Origin of the sequence: Segniliparus sp., assembly GCF_051660745.1 — a bacterium.
Lineage (GTDB): Bacteria > Actinomycetota > Actinomycetes > Mycobacteriales > Mycobacteriaceae > Segniliparus.
This window is the reverse complement of record NZ_JBOFQF010000044.1, coordinates 1-17,458: the sequence shown is the minus strand read 5'-3', so window position 1 is coordinate 17,458 and position 17,458 is coordinate 1. Positions and strand designations below refer to the sequence as shown.

Sequence of the window (17,458 nt, the reverse complement as noted above, 5' to 3'; positions counted from 1 at the left end):
CGAACCGGCCTCATCCGAGCACTGCCGCGAGCGAGAGCACGAGGACGAGCCCCGTGGCCGAGAGCACGCATTCCATCGCGGACCAGGTCTGGAATGTTTGCCGGACATCGGTGCCGAGGTACCCCTTGACCAGCCAGAAGCCCGCGTCGTTGACATGGGAGAGGAAGAGCGACCCGGAGCCTATCGCGAGGACGGCGAGCGCGACAAGCGTCGGCGGGAGACCGGCGACGACCGGGGCGAGCACGCCTGCGGCGGTGGTCGTCGCGACCGTCGCCGATCCGGTCGCGACTCGGATCAACGCGGCAATGGCCCACGCCACGAGCAGGATCGACGAGCTGGAGTGCGGGACGACCGTCGCGATCCAGTTGGCGACGCCCGTGTCGATCAGCACCTGCTTGAAGCCGCCGCCTCCGCCGACGATGAACAGCACGCCTGCGATCGGGCCGAGCGATCCCTCCAGGCTTTTCGACACCTCCTCGCGAGGCATGCGCAGCAGCAACATCGCCCCGAACACCCCGATGGCGAGCGCGGCGGGCGGCGAGCCGAGGAAATCAAGGCAGGCGGCAGGGAGGCTGTGCGATTTCGGCGCGACGAGCTGGCCTGCCTCCCGGCACAGCATCAGCGCGGCGGGGAGCAGCACGCATGCTGTGGCCGCGGCGAACGAGGGACGGCGCCGCTGCCGCTCGGACGGGGGAGCGGGGGGCACGATGGACGGGGCCACATCGCCCGCCCACGAGGCGGCGAACCTGCCGAACACGGGCCCGGCCAGGACGACGCAGGGCACGGCGACGAGGAGGCCGAGCAGGAGCGTCGTCCCGACGTTCGCGTTCAACGCCGCGACAGCGATGAGCGGACCCGGATGCGGAGGGACGAGCCCGTGCATCGCGGAGAGGCCCGCGAGAGCGGGGATCGCGACGGCCACGGGCCGCAGTCGGGAGCGCTCGGCGACGAGGACCACCACAGGCATGAGCAGCACGACGCCGATCTCGAAGAACATCGGCAACCCCAAGAGCGCCCCGACCAGGCTCATCACCCAGGGCACCTGTCCTCGGCTGGTGCGGGCGAGCAACGCGTCCACGATGGAGTCGGCGCCGCCCGAGTCCGCGAGGAGTTTGCCGAGCATCGCGCCGAGGCCGATGAGCAGGCCAACGCCCGCCATGGTGGAGCCGAAGCCCTTGGCGAAGGAGTCGAGCGCGGCCTGGCCGCTGAGCCCGGCCCCGAGCCCGACGCCGAGCGAGGCGACCATGAGCGAGAGGAACGGATGCAGTTTCGCCCAGGAGATGAGCAGCACGATGGCGACGACGCCACCGACGGCGGAGAGGATCAATGCTGTCGTGTCGATACGTCGAGCATAGTGCGGCGGCTCAGGCGTGCTCGCCGTCGTCCTGCGCGTCCGCGCGAAGAGCCGTAATGTGAGCGCCATGCCTCCCAATACGGCTCCGAGCAGTCTTCGAGCGTTCGGGTCGCAGCTTGTGCGCGGCGTTGTCCCGTCGCTGGCCGTGTATTTCGGGTTGCGGGCGTTCGGCGCGGTCCCGTATATCGCGCTCTGCGTCACGGTCGTGTTCTCGGCGTCCTATCTGGTCTTCGAGATGGTCCGAGGCCGTGGCGCCGATCCGCTCCTGCTGGCGTTGATCGTCTTCGGCGGCACGGGCGCGCTCGTCTCGTTCGTCTCCCGCGACGTGCGCTACGCCCAGCTCTCAAGCCTGCCGCCGGGGACAGTCGTCTCCGTGTGCGCGCTGGCCAGCGTGTTCACCAGCAAACCGTTGACTTTGTTCATCACGGAAAAATATTGGCCGAATCTTTCCGTCTCCGCGTTGCGGGCGCGAGGATGGGAAGCTCCGGACATCGACGGCTACCTCCGCGCGCATGCGCGCACGACCCTGGTGTGCGCGCTTTTGGAGCTGACGCAGATCCTCGTCGTCCTCGCCGCCATCTTCACCTGCTCGGCGGATGTCGCCCAGCTCTTCATCGAGGTCGGCGGGCCTGCCACCACGTTCCTGATCGTCGTGTTCGCCGTCCGCAGGATCCGTGGCGCCAGCCGCGCGCACGAAGCCGCGACAGCGGAAGGGCGTTCCCAGAGCGTCGACGACATGCCGGTCGGCCAGGGCTCCTAAGGCTCAGGCGTTCTCTTCGTCGTCCACTTGGAAAGTGGCGGCGATGATCGGGAGGAAGTACGTGCGGGCGAACGCGCGCGTGTCGTCGTCGGTGTCCATCGGGAAAATGGCGGTGGGCGAGAGCAGCAGCGTCGCGGTGATCCGGATAATCAGCTCCACGGCCCGCTCTGCGGCCTGCATCCGGCCGGGGGCGATTTGCAGGGCGAGGAGGGTGCGGATCACCGGGTAGCCTTCCGGCTCCTCGCCGAACGAGTGGAACGAGAACCGCTCCGGCTCGTACTCTTTGATCGCGGCCACGATCGGATTTTGCTGGCAGGCGCGCATTCCCGTGACAAAGAGCTCGACGCTGCGCTCCTCCGTGGTGAGCTCGGCGGAGACGCCGCTCTCGATCTCGAAGAAAAACTGCAGCACTTCCCGGACGATGACCGCCGAGATGATGGCGTCCTTGTCCCCGCAGCGCCGGTGCAGCGTCTGGCGGGAGACTTTGGCGCGGCGGGCGATATCCGCCACCGCTGCCCGGCGAAACCCGTGCGCCACGAACTCGGCCCGTGCGGCGTCGAGGATCCTGCTCTGCTCTGGATCCTCGATGGCTGCTTCTCCGGAGAGCGCTTGCGGCAGCATCGAGTCGAAGTCGACCACGAACGACGATCTTACTGTGTGCTGCGGTTGGCCGTCGAACGATGCCGCAGATAGGATCGCTGTCGTCCGATCGGCGCGGCCGGTCGGCCAGGAGCGGTAGGAGCGAGAGTGGCGCGGCAAGGAGCGGTCGACCCGCACGAGCTTCAGGCCGCGCTGGGCGCGGTGGCCGCATGGCTGCGGGACGAGGCGGCGGCCAAACCGGACCGAGCCGCTGTGGCCTCGGCGGTGCGGCTCACCGCCCGGACGCTCGCGGCGCTCGCCCCCGGCAACTCCGTGGAAGTGCGGGTGGCCCCCTTCGTCGCCGTGCAATGCGTGGCGGGGCCGAGGCACACGCGGGGCACGCCGCCGAACGTCTACGAGACCGACGCTCGGACGTGGCTGCGGCTCGCGGCAGGCCTCCTCGATCCGTCGGACGCGCACGAAGCCCGTCTGGTGTCGGCCTCCGGGCATCGGGCGCGCGAGGTGGAGCGATGGTTCCCGCTCGCGGGGCTCGGCGGCTGACCCGATGTCCGACGAGCTCGGCGCTACTGGGCGCTCAGCGACCGGTACGCGGAGCGTTGGAACCGGCCTGCGGGCGTGAATCGCGCGAGGAGGTCGTCGGGGTCTTCGCCCGCCGCTCGCGCGACGAATCCGCGCCAGCCGTCCGGCTGGTCGAACGCGAGGGCCGGACGGGGGTCGGAGAGCAGCCCGAACGCCGCGCCCGCGACGGCGGGCTGCACCTGGGCGGTGCCGAAGATCAGCTCGCTGGCTTCGGCGTAGTCGGGATCGCCGAGGTAGAGCCGGGTCACCTCGTACGCGGCCTTGATCCGGTCGGCGTAGAACGCCTCGAATTTGGCCGCGAGCCACTCCCCGTCGAACGGGCCGTCGTGTTTGGCGGCCTCCCGCACCAGGAACGCCGCCTGCAAGAGGCCGGTCTGCGCGCCTTGGCCCGCGATCGGGTCGTACGCGACGGCGGAGTCGCCGAGCGCCGCGACCGCGTGCCCGCTCGCGGTGCGGCCGACGCCGTGGCGCACGAGCGGGGTGATGGCCCCCGAGAGCCAGGAGCGCGGGTCGTCCTCGATGGTCCGCAGCGCCTCGGCCTCCGCCAGATCCCAATCCAGATAGTCGCGATGCAGGTCGAGCACGGCCTGGTGGGCCTCGGCGAGGTTGGTCGGCGCCGCGAAGCGCCGCTCCCAGTCGCTGCCCGGTTTGCCCCAGGCGAGGAACGCCCACGACGGGCCCGCGTCTTTGTGGAGGTAGGGGCCCCACCAGGCTTCGCCTTGATCGGTGACGAAGGAGAACGAGCTGTGCTGCCCGCCCGCCGGGCTGCGGTGCGCGAAGACCTCCGGCCCGTGGCCGAGCCCGGTCAGCGTGACCGTGAACACCCGCCGTTGCGGGCGGTCGTACGCGGTGCGGCCGGAGTCGACAGGGAAGAGGCTGGAGAGCCCGTCTCGCCCGGTGGCGACGAGGACGAGGTCGTAGTCGCCCGCGAGCTCGTCCAACCGGGCGGGGTCCGCCTTTTCCACGCGCAGCTCGCCGCCGATGTCGAGGAACGAGGTGATCCGGTCGTCGGCCTTGAGCCGGGTGTCCACGGCGACCGCGACGAATCCGGGGAACTGCGCGTCGAAGGCGAGCTGCTCCGGCCTGTCCGGCTGGGTCCCGTCGACCAGTCGCACGCTCTGCCCCGTGATGACCGGCGCTTTGTCCAAGTAGCTGTCGAGGCCGAGCTCCGCCTCCGCCTCGATGGACTGCCCGAAGAGCGCGGCGGTGCCGGAGGCAGGCACGTCGTCTCGCAGCGAGCGCTGGTCGCGCTCGCTGACGAGCGTGGTGTCGAATCCGGCGCGCTGCAGGCCGTAGGCGGCAGTGGCTCCGGTCTGGCCTGCCCCGATGACAAGGGCGGTGCGGGTGTGCTGAGGCATCCGGAGATCCTCCCATCGGAGCCGCCTCGAAGGAAGGTCTGCGCTCAGCCTGAATTTGGGGGGCTGAAGCTGGACTGCTCCCTATGCCTCTGCGGCGAGCGCGGCGGCGAATCCGACCATCACAGTCCCGGTCGCGGCGTTCACACAACGGCGGGCGCGGGGCTTCGCGAGCGCCCGGCGCGCGGCGTTCGCCGTGAGCGCAACGGCCACCAGGACGGCGGTGCCGACGGTGACCAGGGTGAGGCAGTACACCAGCAGCTTCGCTGCGGGCGCGTCGTTTGAGACGAACTGGGGGAGGACGGCCAGGTTGAACATCAAGACCTTCGGGTTCGTGATGTTGCAGAGGAAGCCCTGACGCACGTTGGACCAGAGCCGCCGCCTCGACGGGCTCGGCTCGGCGGCCTCGTCCGACGGGGCGAGCTCGCCCTTGATCGCGGCGCGGATCGCGCCCGCGCCCATGTACAGCAGATACAGGACTCCGATGACGCGCAGTGCGAGGAAAAGCGGCTGGGAACGGGTCAGCACGGCGGCCAAACCCCACACGACGAGCAGCCCCTGCATGGTCGCCGCCACGACGATGCCCGCGATAGTGGCGAAACCACGGGGCCGTCCGCCCAGCACGGTGGCCTGGATCGTGAGCAGCATGTCCGGGCCGGGGGCAGCGGCGACGAGCGTCGCGAACATCAAAAACCCCAGGTAGTTGTTCATGCGAGAAGATTGTAGGGAAGGGGGTTGCGCGCCGCCACAGGTTATCGCGACGTCTCGGCTATTGCGACGAGGCCCCGAGGGAGAAGCCGTCGACAACGGAGTCCTTGTTCGCCTGTTGGAGGTCGAAGGTGTAGTAGGCGTCCCGGGGGTTGGGGTCCCCGGCGACGGGGATGTAGGCGTGGGAGCCCGCGGAGTCGTAGACGTAGTTGGTTCCCCACGGGTTGCGGACGGTGACCATCGTGTCGCCGTTCGCGGCCTGGCTCACCCCGGTGACCATGTAGGCGTGGTTGTGGCAGAGGCCGTCCTTGAAGTCGTCCTCGATGTTCGGCCCCGACGAGCTCGTGGTGCCCATCTCGACCGGCCGGTGGTTCGCGAGGGCCGTCGCCAGGTCGTTGTAGGTCGCCTGCTGCGCCGTGCGCTCTGTGCCGGAGTGGCCGGTGATGGATTTGAGCCCCGCGTCTGGCGTGCCGCCCGCGATCCCGCCCGAGTAGAACTCGCCGACCCCGGCCTGGACGCTGCCGTAGCGCATCTTGCCGTATGCGGCCTCCATGACGGCGGGCCACACGGGGGCCTTGGGGTTCACCCCGAACGAGCCGTCGGGCTTCGAGTAGACGAATCCGCTGCCGCCCGCCTGGCCGATGTCGTATTTCAGCTCGTCTTGGCTGATGTTGATCGTCCGCTTCGAGGAGGCGAGGGCGGCGCTGTCCGTCGGCGAGGCGAAATCCTGGGGCACGTCGTAGAGGGAGACGTTGAAGCTCTTCGTCTTCGGGTCGTATTGGATGGCGTTCTTGATGACGCCGGGCTCCTGCATGGCGGTGGCGCCCATGGCCGAGGCGAACCAGCAGTCGCCGAAGCCGATGCCGCCTTTCTGGAAGATGTCGTTCTGCGAAGGATCCCCGGACGCCCCGTAGAGGTTCTCGTCCGTGAAGTCCAGGGCGTCGACGGCCTTTTTGTCGATCGTGAGGTCGGGGCCTGCCAGGCTGGTCGTCGGGGTCGCGGCCTTGTCGCCGCCCATGGCTTTCTGGATGGCGGCGGCGAGGCTCTGCTGCAGCTGGGCGTCCTGCGCGACCAGCTGGCCCGCCTTGTCCGCGAGCTGCCGCGCGACGTTCTGGGCGTACAGGCCCTTCGAGGCGGCGCCCGAAGGCTGCACGCTGCCGTCCGCGCCGATGGCGAAACCGTGGGCGGCGGCCTCCTGGACGAGCTGCTGGGCCGAGGCCTTGAGCGCCGCGCTGCTCGTCGCGTAGTCGCCGAGCGGCGCCGCGAGCGCGCGGGCCTGCGCGGCGATGCGGTCCGAGTGGTCGGCGTGGGAGCCTGCGAAGGCTCGGGCTTGGGCGGCCGCGCCGCCGGTCCAGGTCGAGAAGGCGGGACTGCCCGTGACGGAGCCGCTGTACTCGGCGAGGCCCTCGGCGCGCTTGCCGAAGGCTGTCACGCCTGCTGCCAAGTTGGCGAGATCAGAATGCAGAAGGTCGGCAAAAGAAGACATCGTCAGCTCCCAAAAATGCGCGGGCCCGTCAGCCCGTCGGTGTGCGGCGCGTCGGCGCGAGTGGAGATCTCGCCACAGACCTCGTGCTCGCCCCGCCGCGATCATTGCGGTCGAGCTTACGGCCTCGGACGGGATTTCGCCTGGCGAACCGGGTAAATTTCCAGTTACCAAGGCTGTTGGCCCGGCGGCGGCCCGCCGGTGTGGAAGGATGGTCCGCATGGCAGAGATCGTGCTCGACCATGTGGGCAAGCGGTACGCGAACGGCGCAGTCGCCGTCGAGGACGTGGACCTCGCCATCGCGGACGGGGAGTTCGTGGTCCTCGTCGGCCCCTCCGGCTGCGGGAAGTCCACCACGCTGCACATGATCGCGGGGCTCGAGTCGATCTCCTCGGGCGAATTGCGCATCGGCGGCAAGCGGGTCAACGAGGTCGCCCCGAAGGACCGGGACATCGCGATGGTCTTCCAGTCCTACGCCCTCTACCCGCATATGACCGTGCGGCAGAACATCGCGTTCCCGTTGACGCTGCGCAAGGTCTCGAAGGCGGAGATCGCCGCGAAGGTCGAGGACGTCGCGAAGATCCTCGACCTCGACGCGCTCTTGGACCGGAAGCCCGGCCAGCTCTCCGGCGGGCAGCGCCAACGCGTCGCGATGGGCCGGGCCATCGTCCGCCACCCCAAAGCGTTCCTCATGGACGAGCCGCTCTCCAACCTCGACGCGAAGCTTCGGGTGCAGATGCGGGCCGAGATTCTGCGATTGCGCCAACGGCTGCAGACCACCACGGTCTATGTCACCCACGACCAGACCGAGGCGATGACGCTCGGCGACCGCGTCGTCGTCATGAAGGGCGGGGTGGTGCAGCAGATCGACGCCCCGCAGGACCTCTACGACCGGCCGAAGAACCGGTTCGTCGCCGAGTTCATCGGCTCCCCGTCGATGAACTTCATCCCCGGCGAGCTCACGGCAGACGGGGTGCGAACCCCGTTCGGGCTGGCTGTCCTGCCCGCCGAGGTTTTCGCGAAGACGACCGCGAGCGCGCAGCAAAAAGGGCTGGGCAAGGACGTGCTGCTCGGACTGCGGCCGGAGCACTTCTTTGAGGACGTGCGCGGCGAGGAGGACGTGCGCGGCGAGGAAGGCCGGGCCGGGGCGGCGCGCTTCGAGGCCGGCGTCGACCTCGTCGAGTCGGTCGGCTCGCACCGCTACCTCTATTTCTCCCTCCCGGACGGGGGAGCGGCCCGGACGGGCGACAGCGAGGGCAAACAGCTTGTCGCGCGCGTGCCCGCGCATTCGGCCGCGAAGGCGGGCACGAGCTGCCCGCTGAGCTTCGACCCGGCGAAAGCGCTCGTCTTCGACCCGGTGTCGGGCGACAACCTCTCTCTCTGATTCCCGGGGCCCGCAGGGCGACCTCCGGCGTTGTCGGCTCCTCGTGTCTCCCCCACTCGCAGGGCTCGTGGGAGGTGCCCCCAGGGCTCGTCCCTCGCTCTTTTCCGTACACGCCGCCGCCTGCCGCCTTGGGCCTCATCCCTGCAAGACTCCCCGGGAATGAGCAATCGGGAATAGCCTTTGCCGCTCTTGCGTTTACTTGAACGTTCAAGTATTACTTGAACGTTCAATCTACAACGAAGGAGATCTCATGACAGCGACTATTCCCGGTCTTGCCCAGGGCACGTGGACGATCGACCCCGTGCACTCCGAAGTGACTGCCACCGTCCGGCACCTCGGCGTGGCCAAGGTCCGCGCCAACTTCGCCGAATTCTCCGGCACGATCACCGTCGCGGAGGACGGGACCCCCTCTGTCTCCGCCGACATCGCGGTCGCCTCGATCGACACCAAGAACGAGGCGCGCGACAACCACCTCAAGTCCGCAGACTTCTTCGACGTCGCCACGTATCCGACGGCGACCTTCCGCTCCACGAGCGTCCGCCAGGACGGCGACGGCTACCTGGTCGGCGGGGACTTCACCCTGCACGGCGTGACTCAGCCTGTCGAGCTGCGCCTCGAAGTCGGCGGCGTGGCGCAGAACCCGCAGAGCGGAGCCCCGGTCGCGGGCTTCTCGGCGACCACGACCATCGAGCGCAGCGACTTCGGCGTCAACGCGGCCCAAGGGCTCGTCGGCGAGAAGGTCGCCATCGCGCTTGAGATCGAGGCCTCGCTGGCCTGATCGCGGCGTGCGCGCGACGCGGCAGCCCCGGCCCCCGGCCGGGGCTGTCGCCGTCTCCGGGAGCGGGCAGGCGGGCCCTTCCCGGCTAGTTCAGCTCTTCGAGGCGTTTGACGATGCGGGCCGCGGTGCGCCCGAAATGATGGAACTCCTCCGGGCCGACCGCGTCGAGGACGGCCGACCGCACGCGCTCCACATGGCCGGGCGCGCTGGTTTTGAGCAGCTCGTAGCCCTCGTCTGTGAGCACCGCGTTGGTGTACCGCCCGTCGTGGGGGTCGGCCTCCCGCCGCACGAGCCCGCGCTCCTCGATCCGGGAGATCAGATGCGACAGCCGGGAGAGGGACGAATTTGTGATCATCGCGAGCTCGGAGAGCCTGCGGGTGTGCTCTTCGTTCTCGGACAGCATGGCGAGCACGCTGTATTCGAGATGCGAGAGCCCGCTGTCGCGCGTCAGCTGAGAGTCCAGCACGCCGGGCAGCCGCATCACGAGCGCCACCACCGCGAGCCAAGCCTCCAGATCGGCCGGGCTGAGCCAGCGCGGAGGCTGCTCGTCGGGGGAAACCATGTTCTGATCCTACTGATTCTTCGCCGCGGGCGGCGCGCCTCAGCCCTGTGGCTGATGTGGCGCGTGATGATACTGCGCATGAAGGTCTCTCTCCTTTCCCGCAAGTCCGAGTCGCTGCCCGGCGTCCTGGCCACCGCTCGGGTGGGCCGGGACACCGCCAAACTCCTGCGCAAGGTCAAGGAGGGCGATGTCGTCGTCATCGACGAGCCCGACCTCGACCAGGTCACCGCGGACGCCTTCGTGGAGAAGGGCGTCGCGGCGGTGATCAACGCCGCCCCCTCCATCTCCGGCCGCTACCCGAACATGGGGCCCGAGGTGTTGGTCAGCAACAACATCGCATTGGTGGACACAGTCGGCGACGACGTTTTCAGCAAGGTGCGCGACGGCTCGAAGGTCCGGCTCTACGAGGGCGGCGTCTACAACGGCGAGAAGCTGCTCGCCGAAGGGGTCGAGCGCGACGAGGCGCAGATCGGCGAGCTCATCTCCGGCGCGAAGACGAGCCTGATCAACCACCTCGAGGCGTTCTCCGGCAACACCATCGAGTTCATCAGGGCCGAGAGCCCCCTCCTCATCGACTCGGTCGGCATCCCCGACGTGGACGTGCGGATCGAAGGCCGCCACGTCGTGGTCGTCGCGGACGGCGAGGACCACGAGGAGGACCTCAAGGCGCTGCGTCCGTTCATCCGGGAGTTCCTCCCGGTGCTCATCGGCGTCGGCAAGGGCGCGGAGACGATCGTCCGGCAGAAGCTGCGCCCCGACCTCATCGTGGGCAACCCGGAGCTCATCTCCGCCGAGGCGCTCAAGAGCGGCGCGCAGGTGATCCTGCCCGCCGAGTTCGACGGCACCGCCCCCGGCCTTGAGCGCATCCAGGACCTCGGCATCGGCGCGGTGACATTCCCCGCCTCGCTCGAGCCCGCCGACCTCGCGCTCATCCTCGCGCACCACCACGGCGCGTCGATCCTCGTCACGGCGGGCCACACCGCGTCGCTCGGCGACTTCTTCGACCCGGCGCAGCGCGGCTCGAGCCCGTCGATCTTCCTCACCCGGTTGAAAGTGGGGCAGAAGCTGGTCGACGCGAAAGCGCTCGCCTCGCTCTACGCGACCAAGCACACCGGCGGCCTCGTCGCCTTCCTGGTGATGATGCTGATCGTCGCGGGCGTGGTGCTCTTCATGGCCTTCGGCCAGCAGTTCCACCTTGTTGAGGGCGTCGAGTCGCTGTGGCACTCCGTGGCGCAGTCGATTCAGGGCTGGCTCACGTAGGCGTCTCGCATGGTCTCCTTCCGGAATTTCGCCGCATCGCTGCTCGCCGTCCTGATCGCTGTGATCATTGGGGCGGTGCTGGGCTCGGGCGTCCTCGTCGGCTCGCCCCTTCGGCTGTCCGGCGATTCGCCGAAAGCGATCGGGACGGCAGGCGCGACCGCCCCCGCGGCTCGGACGGGCGAGAAAGCGGCGGCTGGGCAAGGGGAGGTGGACGCGTTCGCCCGAGCGGTCGGCGGCCGTGCGGTGGCGGGGATCCTCACCGGCCAGAGCGTCGTCGTGGTCACGGTTCCGGGGGCAGACCAGGGCGATGTGGACGCGGTGAAGGAGTACCTCGGCAAGGCGGGGGCGCAACTGGCCGGGCACATCGGCGTGACGGACGCGTTCGTGAGCACTGCGAACGAGGAGAAGTTGCGCACTGTCGTGGACAACATCATCCCTGCGGGCGCTCCGCTCGACCCGAAGAACTTCGACCAGCAGAGCCGGGTCGGCGACCTCCTCGGCGCGGTCCTCTCGCAACAGGCGCAGGACAAGGTCAAGCCCGAGGAGCGGGCCAACGCGGTCAACCTGCTCCGTGAGAACGGGTACCTCTCGGTCGCGCAGGAGCCCGCTCCGGCCACAGCGGTTGTGCTTGTGACCGGTGGCGCGCTCCCCGCCGACTCTGGCGACCAAGGGCCTGCGACCGCCAGGTTCGCCAAGGCGCTTCGGGCCCGCCTCGGCGGTGCGGTGCTCGCGGGCCGATCCGGATCGGCGGACGGCTCCGCGCCGGTGGCGCTCGTCCGCGCGGACAAAGGGACGCAGTTGAGCACGATCGACAACGTGGGCAGCCCGGTCGGCCAAATCGCCGCCGCCCTCGCGCTCGTCGAGCAGACGCAGGGCCACGCGGGCCAGTACGGGACTGGCGCGGGCGCGTCCGCCATCGTCCCCGCTGTGGGGTGAACGCCGTGCCGTGGACGCTCCGCGCGCTACGGTCCTGAGCTGCTGTTTTCCCGCGCCACGGAGCTTGGGGCCCGGTATGTCGCGCCGCAGCCCCCAGCCCCTGTTACAGTGAAGATCCGTGACCGGTGCCTTTTCCTCCCCCTCTGCCTCTGCGAGCGGGTCTCGATCTTCAGGCCGGTCTCCGGCGAAATACATCATCGTCACCGGCGGGGTGGCTTCTTCCTTGGGCAAGGGCCTGACCGCGTCGAGCCTCGGGCAATTGCTCACCCGGCGCGGCCTGCGGGTCACGATGACCAAGCTCGACCCGTACCTCAACGTCGACCCTGGCACGATGAACCCGTTCCAGCACGGCGAGGTCTTCGTCACCGAGGACGGCGCGGAGTGCGACCTCGACATCGGGCATTACGAGCGCTTCCTGGACCGCGACCTGCCCGGATTCGCGAACGTCACGACGGGCCAGGTCTACTCGACGGTGATCGCCAAGGAGCGCCGTGGCGAGTACCTCGGCGACACGGTGCAGGTCATCCCGCACATCACCGACGAGATCAAGCGCCGGATCGTCGGCATGTCGCACGGCAAGACGCAGTCGGAGAACCCCGACGTGGTGGTGGTCGAGATCGGCGGCACCGTCGGCGACATCGAGTCCCAGCCCTTCCTCGAGGCGGCGCGGCAGTTGCGCCGCGAGGTGGGCAGGGAGAACGTGTTCTTCCTGCATGTCTCGCTCGTCCCGTACCTCGCGCCGTCCGGCGAGCTCAAGACCAAGCCGACGCAGCACTCCGTGGCCGCGCTGCGGGCCATCGGCATCACTCCGGACGCGTTGGTGCTGCGTTGCGACCGCGAGCTGCCCGAGTCGGTCAAGCACAAGATCGCGATGATGTGCGACGTGGAGTCCGACGGCGTGGTGGCCTGCCCGGACGCGCCGTCGATCTACGACATCCCGAAGGTGATCCACGGCCAGCACCTCGACGCGTTCGTGATCCGCAAGCTCGGCCTGCCGTTCCGCGACGTGGACTGGACCGAATGGGGCCAGCTGCTCGACCGGGTCCACCACCCGAAGAGCGAGGTGGCGATCGCGATCGTCGGCAAGTACATCGACCTGCCCGACGCGTACCTCTCGGTGACCGAGGCGTTGCGCGCGGGCGGTTTCGCGAACCGGTCCAAAGTGCTGGTGCGCTGGGTCGCCTCCGACGACTGCGAGACGGACGAGGGCGCGGCCACGGCGCTCGCCGACGTGGACGGCGTGGTGATCCCCGGCGGGTTCGGCATCCGGGGCATCGAGGGCAAGATCGGGGCGATCCGATACGCCAGGGCGCACGGCCTGCCGCTCTTGGGCCTGTGCCTCGGGCTGCAATGCGTGGTCATCGAGGCGGCCCGTTCCGCGGGCCTGTCGCAGGCGAGCTCGGCGGAGTTCGACCCGGACACCCCGGACCCGGTCATCGCGACGATGGCGGACCAGGTGAAAGCGGTCTCCGGCGAGGCCGACCTCGGCGGCACGATGCGGCTGGGGTCGTACCCGGCGGTGCTCGCCGACGGGTCCCTGGTCGCGAAGGCGTACGGCGCCACCCGCGTCGACGAGCGCCACCGCCACCGCTACGAGGTGAACAACGCCTACCGCGACAAGATCGCCGAGGCGGGCCTGGTGTTCAGCGGGACGTCGCCAGACGGCTCGCTCGTCGAGTTCGTGGAGTACCGCGCCTCGGACCACCCGTTCCTCGTCGCCACGCAGGCGCACCCCGAGCTGAAGTCGAGGCCGACCCGGCCGCACCCGCTCTTCGCGGCGCTCGTCGAGGCGGCGTTGGCGCACCGGTCCGGACCGGTCCAGGCCGAGGCGGGCTCCGATGACTGAGCCCGGCACGCACGATTTCGAGCTGGTGTCCTCCGAGCTCGTGTTCGAGGGCGCCATCATCGCGCTGCGCAAGGACAAGGTCCGGATGCCCGGCGGCAACGTGGCGCCGCGCGAGGTCGTCGAGCACCATGCCGCCGTCGCCGTGGCCGCCGTGGACGCGGAAGGCCGGGTCGCGCTGATCCACCAGTACCGCCATCCGATGGGCCGCAGGCTGTGGGAGCTGCCCGCCGGGCTCATGGACCTCGCGGGCGAGCCCGCGCAGCCCGCCGCCGCGCGGGAGCTGCTGGAGGAGACCGGGTTCACCGCCGCGACATGGTCCGTGCTCGCCGACGTGGCGCTCTCGCCGGGGTTCACCGACGAGGTCGTCCGCGTGTTCCTCGCGACCGGCATCGCGCCAGGGGAGCGCCCGCCCGCGCACGACGAGGAGCTCGACGTAGTCCTGGCGTGGGTCCCGCTGGACGAGGCGGTCGCGCGGGTCTTCTCCGGCGACATCGAGAACGCCACCTCGGCGACGGGGATCCTCGCGGCAAAGCTCGCGCTCAGCGGGGAGGGGACGCCGCGCCCCGGCGACGCCCCGTGGCCGCAGCAGCCCACCGCGTTCGCGCAGCGGAAGGGCCACTGACGAGCGACAAGCTTTCCGAGCAGGTCAAGTCGTACCTCGACCATCTGACTGTCGAACGAGGAGCCTCGAAGCACACGATCTCCTCGTACCGGCGGGACTTGCATCGGTACATGGACTTCCTTCGCGGGCGTTCGGTGTCCGACCTCGGGCATGTGACCAGCGCCCAGGTCGCCGAGTTCCTCGCCTGGTCCCGCGACCCCGAGGGGATGGGCCTCGCCCAGTCCAGCGCCGCACGAGGCCTCTCCGCTGTGCGCGGGCTGCACAAATTCGCGGCGCTCGAAGGAATGACGCAACAAGACGCGGCGCATGGGGTGAAGCCCCCGCAGCCTGGGCGCAGGCTGCCGAAAGCGCTGCCGGTGGACCAGGTGATCGCGATCATCGAGGCTTCGGGGGCGGCGGACTCCGAGGCAGACATCCCTCGGGCGCTGCGCGACCAGGCGCTGTTGGAGCTCATGTACTGCACGGGGTGCCGGGTGAGCGAGGCGGTCGGCCTCAACGTCCCCGACGCGGACTTCCAGGTCCGCTCGGCGCGAGTGCTCGGCAAAGGCGACAAGGAACGGCTCGTGCCGCTCGGCGGCCCTGCCGTGTCGGCACTGGAGGCGTACCTCGTGCGGGGAAGGCCCGCGCTGCTCGCCGCGCGCATCCCCCGCGGATCGGCAAGCCGATCGTATCCGCGGGAGGTACCCCCAGGCAAAGCGACGAACGCGCTGTTCCTCAACGCGAGGGGAGAGCGGTTCTCCCGACAAAGCACATGGGCCTCGCTGCGCAGCGCTGCGGCGAAAGCGGGAGTGAAGGCGGAGATCTCCCCGCACACGCTGCGCCACTCCTGCGCCACCCATCTCCTCGAAGGCGGCGCGGATGTGCGTGTGGTGCAGGAGCTGCTCGGCCATGCGAGCGTCGTGACGACGCAGATCTACACGATGGTCTCCGCGACGACGCTGCGCGAGGTCTATGCGACGGCGCATCCGAGGGCGTAGTTCCTGACGAGCTTGCGGCCCGATCGGCCACGGCCCCTTGCGGTGCGGCTGCTGTCCTGTGTGGACCCGGGCGGGTCGTCGGAGGACGAACGGGACCGGCGCAGGAAGTCCTTCGTCCGGTTGGGGTTGCGGGGCGTGGACAAGACGAGCGCGCTCACCGGCCTGATCGACCCCGAGACGCGGGCCTGTTGGAAGTGGTGTTCTTGAGTACTCTCGTCGCATGATGATCGGATTCGGGGATCCAGCGGATGTCGCTGTGCTTCGCTGGGCTTGGGCCTTGGAGCGAGCGGGCGAGGAGGTGGCGCAGACTGAGCCCGATCAAGCCTTTATCGCTGATGTGGCGAGGTGGATGTCGTCCGATGCCCGCGCCGTCTGGACCGTCCAGACGGATGGCCGTGTGGCGGGCATGGTCTGTCTCACGGAGTTTCGGCGGATGCCGAGCCCTGTTCCGATGGCGAGCGGTTGCTGGGGTTATCTCGGCCATCTCTATGTGCGTGCGGAGTTCCGAGACAGGGGAATGGGCGCGCAGTTGGTGGCGGCAGTGTTGGCGGAGGCGCGGTCTCGGAACTACTCCAAGGTCGTGCTGTCGCCGACCGAGGAGTCCATACCGCTGTATGAGCGCTCTGGGTTCAGGGCGGATCGTGGCCTGATGATGTGGCGGCCGTAACTCACGCCTTCGGGACGGCGCGCTCCAGGATCGGCGCGAGGTCGACTCCTGCGGGGAGCGCCCCGAAAGTCCAGCCGAAGCCGTCCTGCGAGAAACGGCTCGCCGCGAACGCGTCCGCGACGGCCGGGTGCCCGTGGCGGATCAGGAGCGACCCTTGCAGCGCGAGCGCCAGGCCGCCCACGATTCTGCGGGCCCGGTGCTGGATCGTGTCGAAGCCTCCGTCGGAGAACTCGGCTTTGAGGGCCGCGACGGCGCTGTCGTACCGGGCGTCCGCGCCACGCGCCGCGTCGAACTCGGCGAAGAGCAGCGCAACGGACTCCGGCTGCTTGGCCATGGCGCGCAGCGCGTCGAGTGCTGCGACGTTGCCCGAGCCCTCCCAGATCGACAGCAGCGGGACCTCCCGGTAGATGCGGGGCATCCGGGACTCCTCGGCGTAGCCGTTGCCGCCGAGGCATTCCAAGGCTTCCGCCGCATGGGCGGGTCCGCGTTTGCAGATGAAGTACTTGCTGACCGCGAGGCCGATCCGGAGGAGGGTTTTCTTCTGCTCGTCCCCGGCGACGGACTTGTCCACCAGGGCCGCGAGCCAGAGGGCCGTGGTCAGCGAGGCCTCCGCCTCGACTGCGAGATCCGCGAGCACGTTGCGCATCAGCGGCTGGTCCACCAGGTGCGAGCCGAACGCGCTGCGGTACGTGGCGTGGTGTGCGGCTTGCGCGGTCGCGAGGGACATCGCGGTGGAGGTGGCGAGCGTGCAGTCGAGGCGGGTCATATTGACCATCTCGACAATGGTCTTGACCCCCTTGCCCTCCTCGCCGACGAGCCAGGCGGTCGCCTCGTCGTACTCCACCTCGCTCGAAGCGTTGGACTTGTTGCCGAGCTTGTCCTTGAGCCGCTGCACGGACATGTTGTTGCGGCTGCCGTCCGGCAGGATCCTCGGCAAGTAGAAGCAGGACAGCCCGCCCGGCGCGTGCGCGAGGACGAGGAGGAGGTCGGACATCGGCGCGGACGTGAACCATTTGTGGCCGGTGATCCGGTAGCTGCCGTCCGACTGCGGGACTGCCTGCGTGGTGTTCGCGCGCACGTCGGAGCCGCCCTGCTTCTCCGTCATCGACATGCCCGCGATGAGGCCGTCTTTCTGGGCGGCCGGGCGCGAGGAGGGGTCGTAGACCCGCGCGGCGAGCTTCGGCTCGTGCGCCGCGGAGATCTCGGGGTTCGCCCGCAGGGCGGGGACGACGGCGTACGTCATGGAGACAGGGCACAGGTGGCCAGGGTCCGCCTGGCCCCACACGACCATCTTCGCGGCCCGCGCGAGGTGCGCGAAGGGCCTCGGATCCGCCCACGGCGCTCCGTGTATCCCGTTCGTGACGGCGACGTCCATGAGCCGGTGGTAGCTCGGGTCGTACACCACCTCGTCGACCCGGTTGCCGTATCGGTCGTAGTTCTTCAGCTGTGGCGGATGCGCTTCGGCGAGATCGCCCCACTCCTGGGCCTCGGGGCTGCCCGCCAGCTCGCCGAGACGGTGGATCTCGGCCTGCGCGGCCTGCGCGTTCTCACGGTGCAGGGCCTCGCCGAGCACGGGGTGCTCGGCGA

At 69.5% G+C, this 17,458-nt stretch carries 18 protein-coding genes; 11 read left to right on the top strand and 7 right to left on the bottom strand.

Annotated elements, in window-relative coordinates; translation table 11 throughout:
• Positions 1-10: 10 nt before the first annotated feature.
• On the bottom strand, positions 11-1,423 hold the full coding sequence (locus ACRC20_RS16450) for a GntP family permease (RefSeq protein ID WP_438687470.1): 1,413 nt from the start codon (positions 1,421-1,423) through the stop codon (positions 11-13).
• On the opposite strand from ACRC20_RS16450, the gene ACRC20_RS16445 reads away from it, so the two are divergent.
• Positions 1,413-2,114 (top strand): hypothetical protein, encoded by a 702-nt coding sequence (locus tag ACRC20_RS16445; protein ID WP_438687469.1) that lies wholly within the window; start codon positions 1,413-1,415, stop codon positions 2,112-2,114. The two genes, ACRC20_RS16450 and ACRC20_RS16445, sit on opposite strands and share 11 nt — an antisense overlap.
• Positions 2,115-2,117: 3 nt before the next feature.
• On the opposite strand, the gene ACRC20_RS16440 is transcribed toward ACRC20_RS16445, so the two are convergent.
• Positions 2,118-2,753: a TetR/AcrR family transcriptional regulator gene (locus tag ACRC20_RS16440; protein WP_438687468.1), complete on the bottom strand. Its 636-nt coding sequence runs from the start codon at positions 2,751-2,753 to the stop codon at positions 2,118-2,120.
• A gap of 108 nt (positions 2,754-2,861) precedes the next feature.
• Between ACRC20_RS16440 and ACRC20_RS16435 the strand changes: the two genes are divergently transcribed.
• Positions 2,862-3,254: a sterol carrier family protein gene (locus tag ACRC20_RS16435; RefSeq protein ID WP_438687467.1), complete on the top strand. Its 393-nt coding sequence runs from the start codon at positions 2,862-2,864 to the stop codon at positions 3,252-3,254.
• A gap of 23 nt (positions 3,255-3,277) precedes the next feature.
• Here the strand turns inward: ACRC20_RS16435 and ACRC20_RS16430 are convergent, their stop codons facing one another.
• The 3 genes from ACRC20_RS16430 to ACRC20_RS16420 all read right to left on the bottom strand — a co-directional run bounded on the left by ACRC20_RS16430 (position 3,278) and on the right by ACRC20_RS16420 (position 6,842).
• Complete coding sequence (locus tag ACRC20_RS16430) at positions 3,278-4,651, bottom strand: styrene monooxygenase/indole monooxygenase family protein (protein WP_438687466.1); 1,374 nt, start codon at positions 4,649-4,651, stop codon at positions 3,278-3,280.
• A gap of 81 nt (positions 4,652-4,732) precedes the next feature.
• Positions 4,733-5,359, bottom strand: a complete 627-nt coding sequence (locus ACRC20_RS16425) for a LysE family translocator (RefSeq protein WP_438687465.1) — start codon at positions 5,357-5,359, stop codon at positions 4,733-4,735.
• Between the two features lie 58 nt (positions 5,360-5,417).
• A complete protein-coding gene (locus ACRC20_RS16420) occupies positions 5,418-6,842 on the bottom strand; it encodes a C2 family cysteine protease (protein ID WP_438687464.1) in 1,425 nt (474 codons plus the stop codon).
• Positions 6,843-7,059: 217 nt separating this feature from the next.
• On the opposite strand from ACRC20_RS16420, the gene ACRC20_RS16415 reads away from it, so the two are divergent.
• The gene (locus ACRC20_RS16415) at positions 7,060-8,223 is read left to right on the top strand and encodes an ABC transporter ATP-binding protein (RefSeq protein WP_438687463.1); all 1,164 of its coding nucleotides are present in this window, start codon (positions 7,060-7,062) and stop codon (positions 8,221-8,223) included.
• Between the two features lie 250 nt (positions 8,224-8,473).
• Entirely contained in the window at positions 8,474-9,001 is a 528-nt protein-coding gene (locus ACRC20_RS16410) for a YceI family protein (RefSeq protein ID WP_438687462.1), read from the top strand.
• Positions 9,002-9,086: 85 nt separating this feature from the next.
• Here ACRC20_RS16410 and ACRC20_RS16405 read toward each other — a convergent pair whose 3' ends face one another.
• A complete protein-coding gene (locus tag ACRC20_RS16405; protein WP_438687461.1) occupies positions 9,087-9,563 on the bottom strand; it encodes a MarR family winged helix-turn-helix transcriptional regulator in 477 nt (158 codons plus the stop codon).
• A gap of 78 nt (positions 9,564-9,641) precedes the next feature.
• Here ACRC20_RS16405 and steA point away from each other — a divergent pair, with 78 nt between their 5' ends.
• From steA to ACRC20_RS16370, 7 genes are all read left to right on the top strand, one after another.
• Entirely contained in the window at positions 9,642-10,823 is a 1,182-nt protein-coding gene (steA, locus tag ACRC20_RS16400; protein ID WP_438687460.1) for a putative cytokinetic ring protein SteA, read from the top strand.
• Positions 10,824-10,832: 9 nt separating this feature from the next.
• Complete coding sequence (locus ACRC20_RS16395) at positions 10,833-11,759, top strand: copper transporter (RefSeq protein WP_438687459.1); 927 nt, start codon at positions 10,833-10,835, stop codon at positions 11,757-11,759.
• Positions 11,760-11,952: 193 nt separating this feature from the next.
• Positions 11,953-13,605, top strand: coding sequence for a CTP synthase (locus ACRC20_RS16390; protein ID WP_438687540.1), 1,653 nt, complete (start codon positions 11,953-11,955; stop codon positions 13,603-13,605).
• Complete coding sequence (locus ACRC20_RS16385; RefSeq protein ID WP_438687458.1) at positions 13,598-14,227, top strand: NUDIX domain-containing protein; 630 nt, start codon at positions 13,598-13,600, stop codon at positions 14,225-14,227. The genes ACRC20_RS16390 and ACRC20_RS16385 overlap by 8 nt, the downstream gene beginning before the upstream one ends.
• Positions 14,182-15,204 (top strand): site-specific tyrosine recombinase XerD, encoded by a 1,023-nt coding sequence (locus tag ACRC20_RS16380; RefSeq protein ID WP_438687457.1) that lies wholly within the window; start codon positions 14,182-14,184, stop codon positions 15,202-15,204. Before ACRC20_RS16385 ends, ACRC20_RS16380 begins: the two co-directional genes overlap by 46 nt.
• Before the next feature lie 42 nt (positions 15,205-15,246).
• A complete protein-coding gene (locus ACRC20_RS16375) occupies positions 15,247-15,411 on the top strand; it encodes a hypothetical protein (protein ID WP_438687456.1) in 165 nt (54 codons plus the stop codon).
• 13 nt (positions 15,412-15,424) lie between these two features.
• Positions 15,425-15,871, top strand: a complete 447-nt coding sequence (locus ACRC20_RS16370) for a GNAT family N-acetyltransferase (protein WP_438687455.1) — start codon at positions 15,425-15,427, stop codon at positions 15,869-15,871.
• 1 nt (position 15,872) lies between these two features.
• Here ACRC20_RS16370 and ACRC20_RS16365 read toward each other — a convergent pair.
• The coding region (locus tag ACRC20_RS16365; RefSeq protein ID WP_438687454.1) for an acyl-CoA dehydrogenase family protein at positions 15,873-17,458 on the bottom strand (1,586 nt) is incomplete at its 5' end.

Bases quoted from the DNA above. Each gene is read 5' to 3' on its own strand.
- ACRC20_RS16450 (WP_438687470.1), bottom strand. From the start codon at position 1,423: ATGGCGCTCACATTACGGCTCTTCGCGCGGACGCGCAGGACGACGGCG.
- ACRC20_RS16430 (WP_438687466.1), bottom strand. From the start codon at position 4,651: ATGCCTCAGCACACCCGCACCGCCCTTGTCATCGGGGCAGGCCAGACC.
- ACRC20_RS16425 (WP_438687465.1), bottom strand. From the start codon at position 5,359: ATGAACAACTACCTGGGGTTTTTGATGTTCGCGACGCTCGTCGCCGCT.
- ACRC20_RS16420 (WP_438687464.1), bottom strand. From the start codon at position 6,842: ATGTCTTCTTTTGCCGACCTTCTGCATTCTGATCTCGCCAACTTGGCA.
- ACRC20_RS16415 (WP_438687463.1), top strand. From the start codon at position 7,060: ATGGCAGAGATCGTGCTCGACCATGTGGGCAAGCGGTACGCGAACGGC.
- ACRC20_RS16410 (WP_438687462.1), top strand. From the start codon at position 8,474: ATGACAGCGACTATTCCCGGTCTTGCCCAGGGCACGTGGACGATCGAC.
- ACRC20_RS16405 (WP_438687461.1), bottom strand. From the start codon at position 9,563: ATGGTTTCCCCCGACGAGCAGCCTCCGCGCTGGCTCAGCCCGGCCGAT.
- steA (WP_438687460.1), top strand. From the start codon at position 9,642: ATGAAGGTCTCTCTCCTTTCCCGCAAGTCCGAGTCGCTGCCCGGCGTC.
- ACRC20_RS16395 (WP_438687459.1), top strand. From the start codon at position 10,833: ATGGTCTCCTTCCGGAATTTCGCCGCATCGCTGCTCGCCGTCCTGATC.
- ACRC20_RS16385 (WP_438687458.1), top strand. From the start codon at position 13,598: ATGACTGAGCCCGGCACGCACGATTTCGAGCTGGTGTCCTCCGAGCTC.
- ACRC20_RS16370 (WP_438687455.1), top strand. From the start codon at position 15,425: ATGATGATCGGATTCGGGGATCCAGCGGATGTCGCTGTGCTTCGCTGG.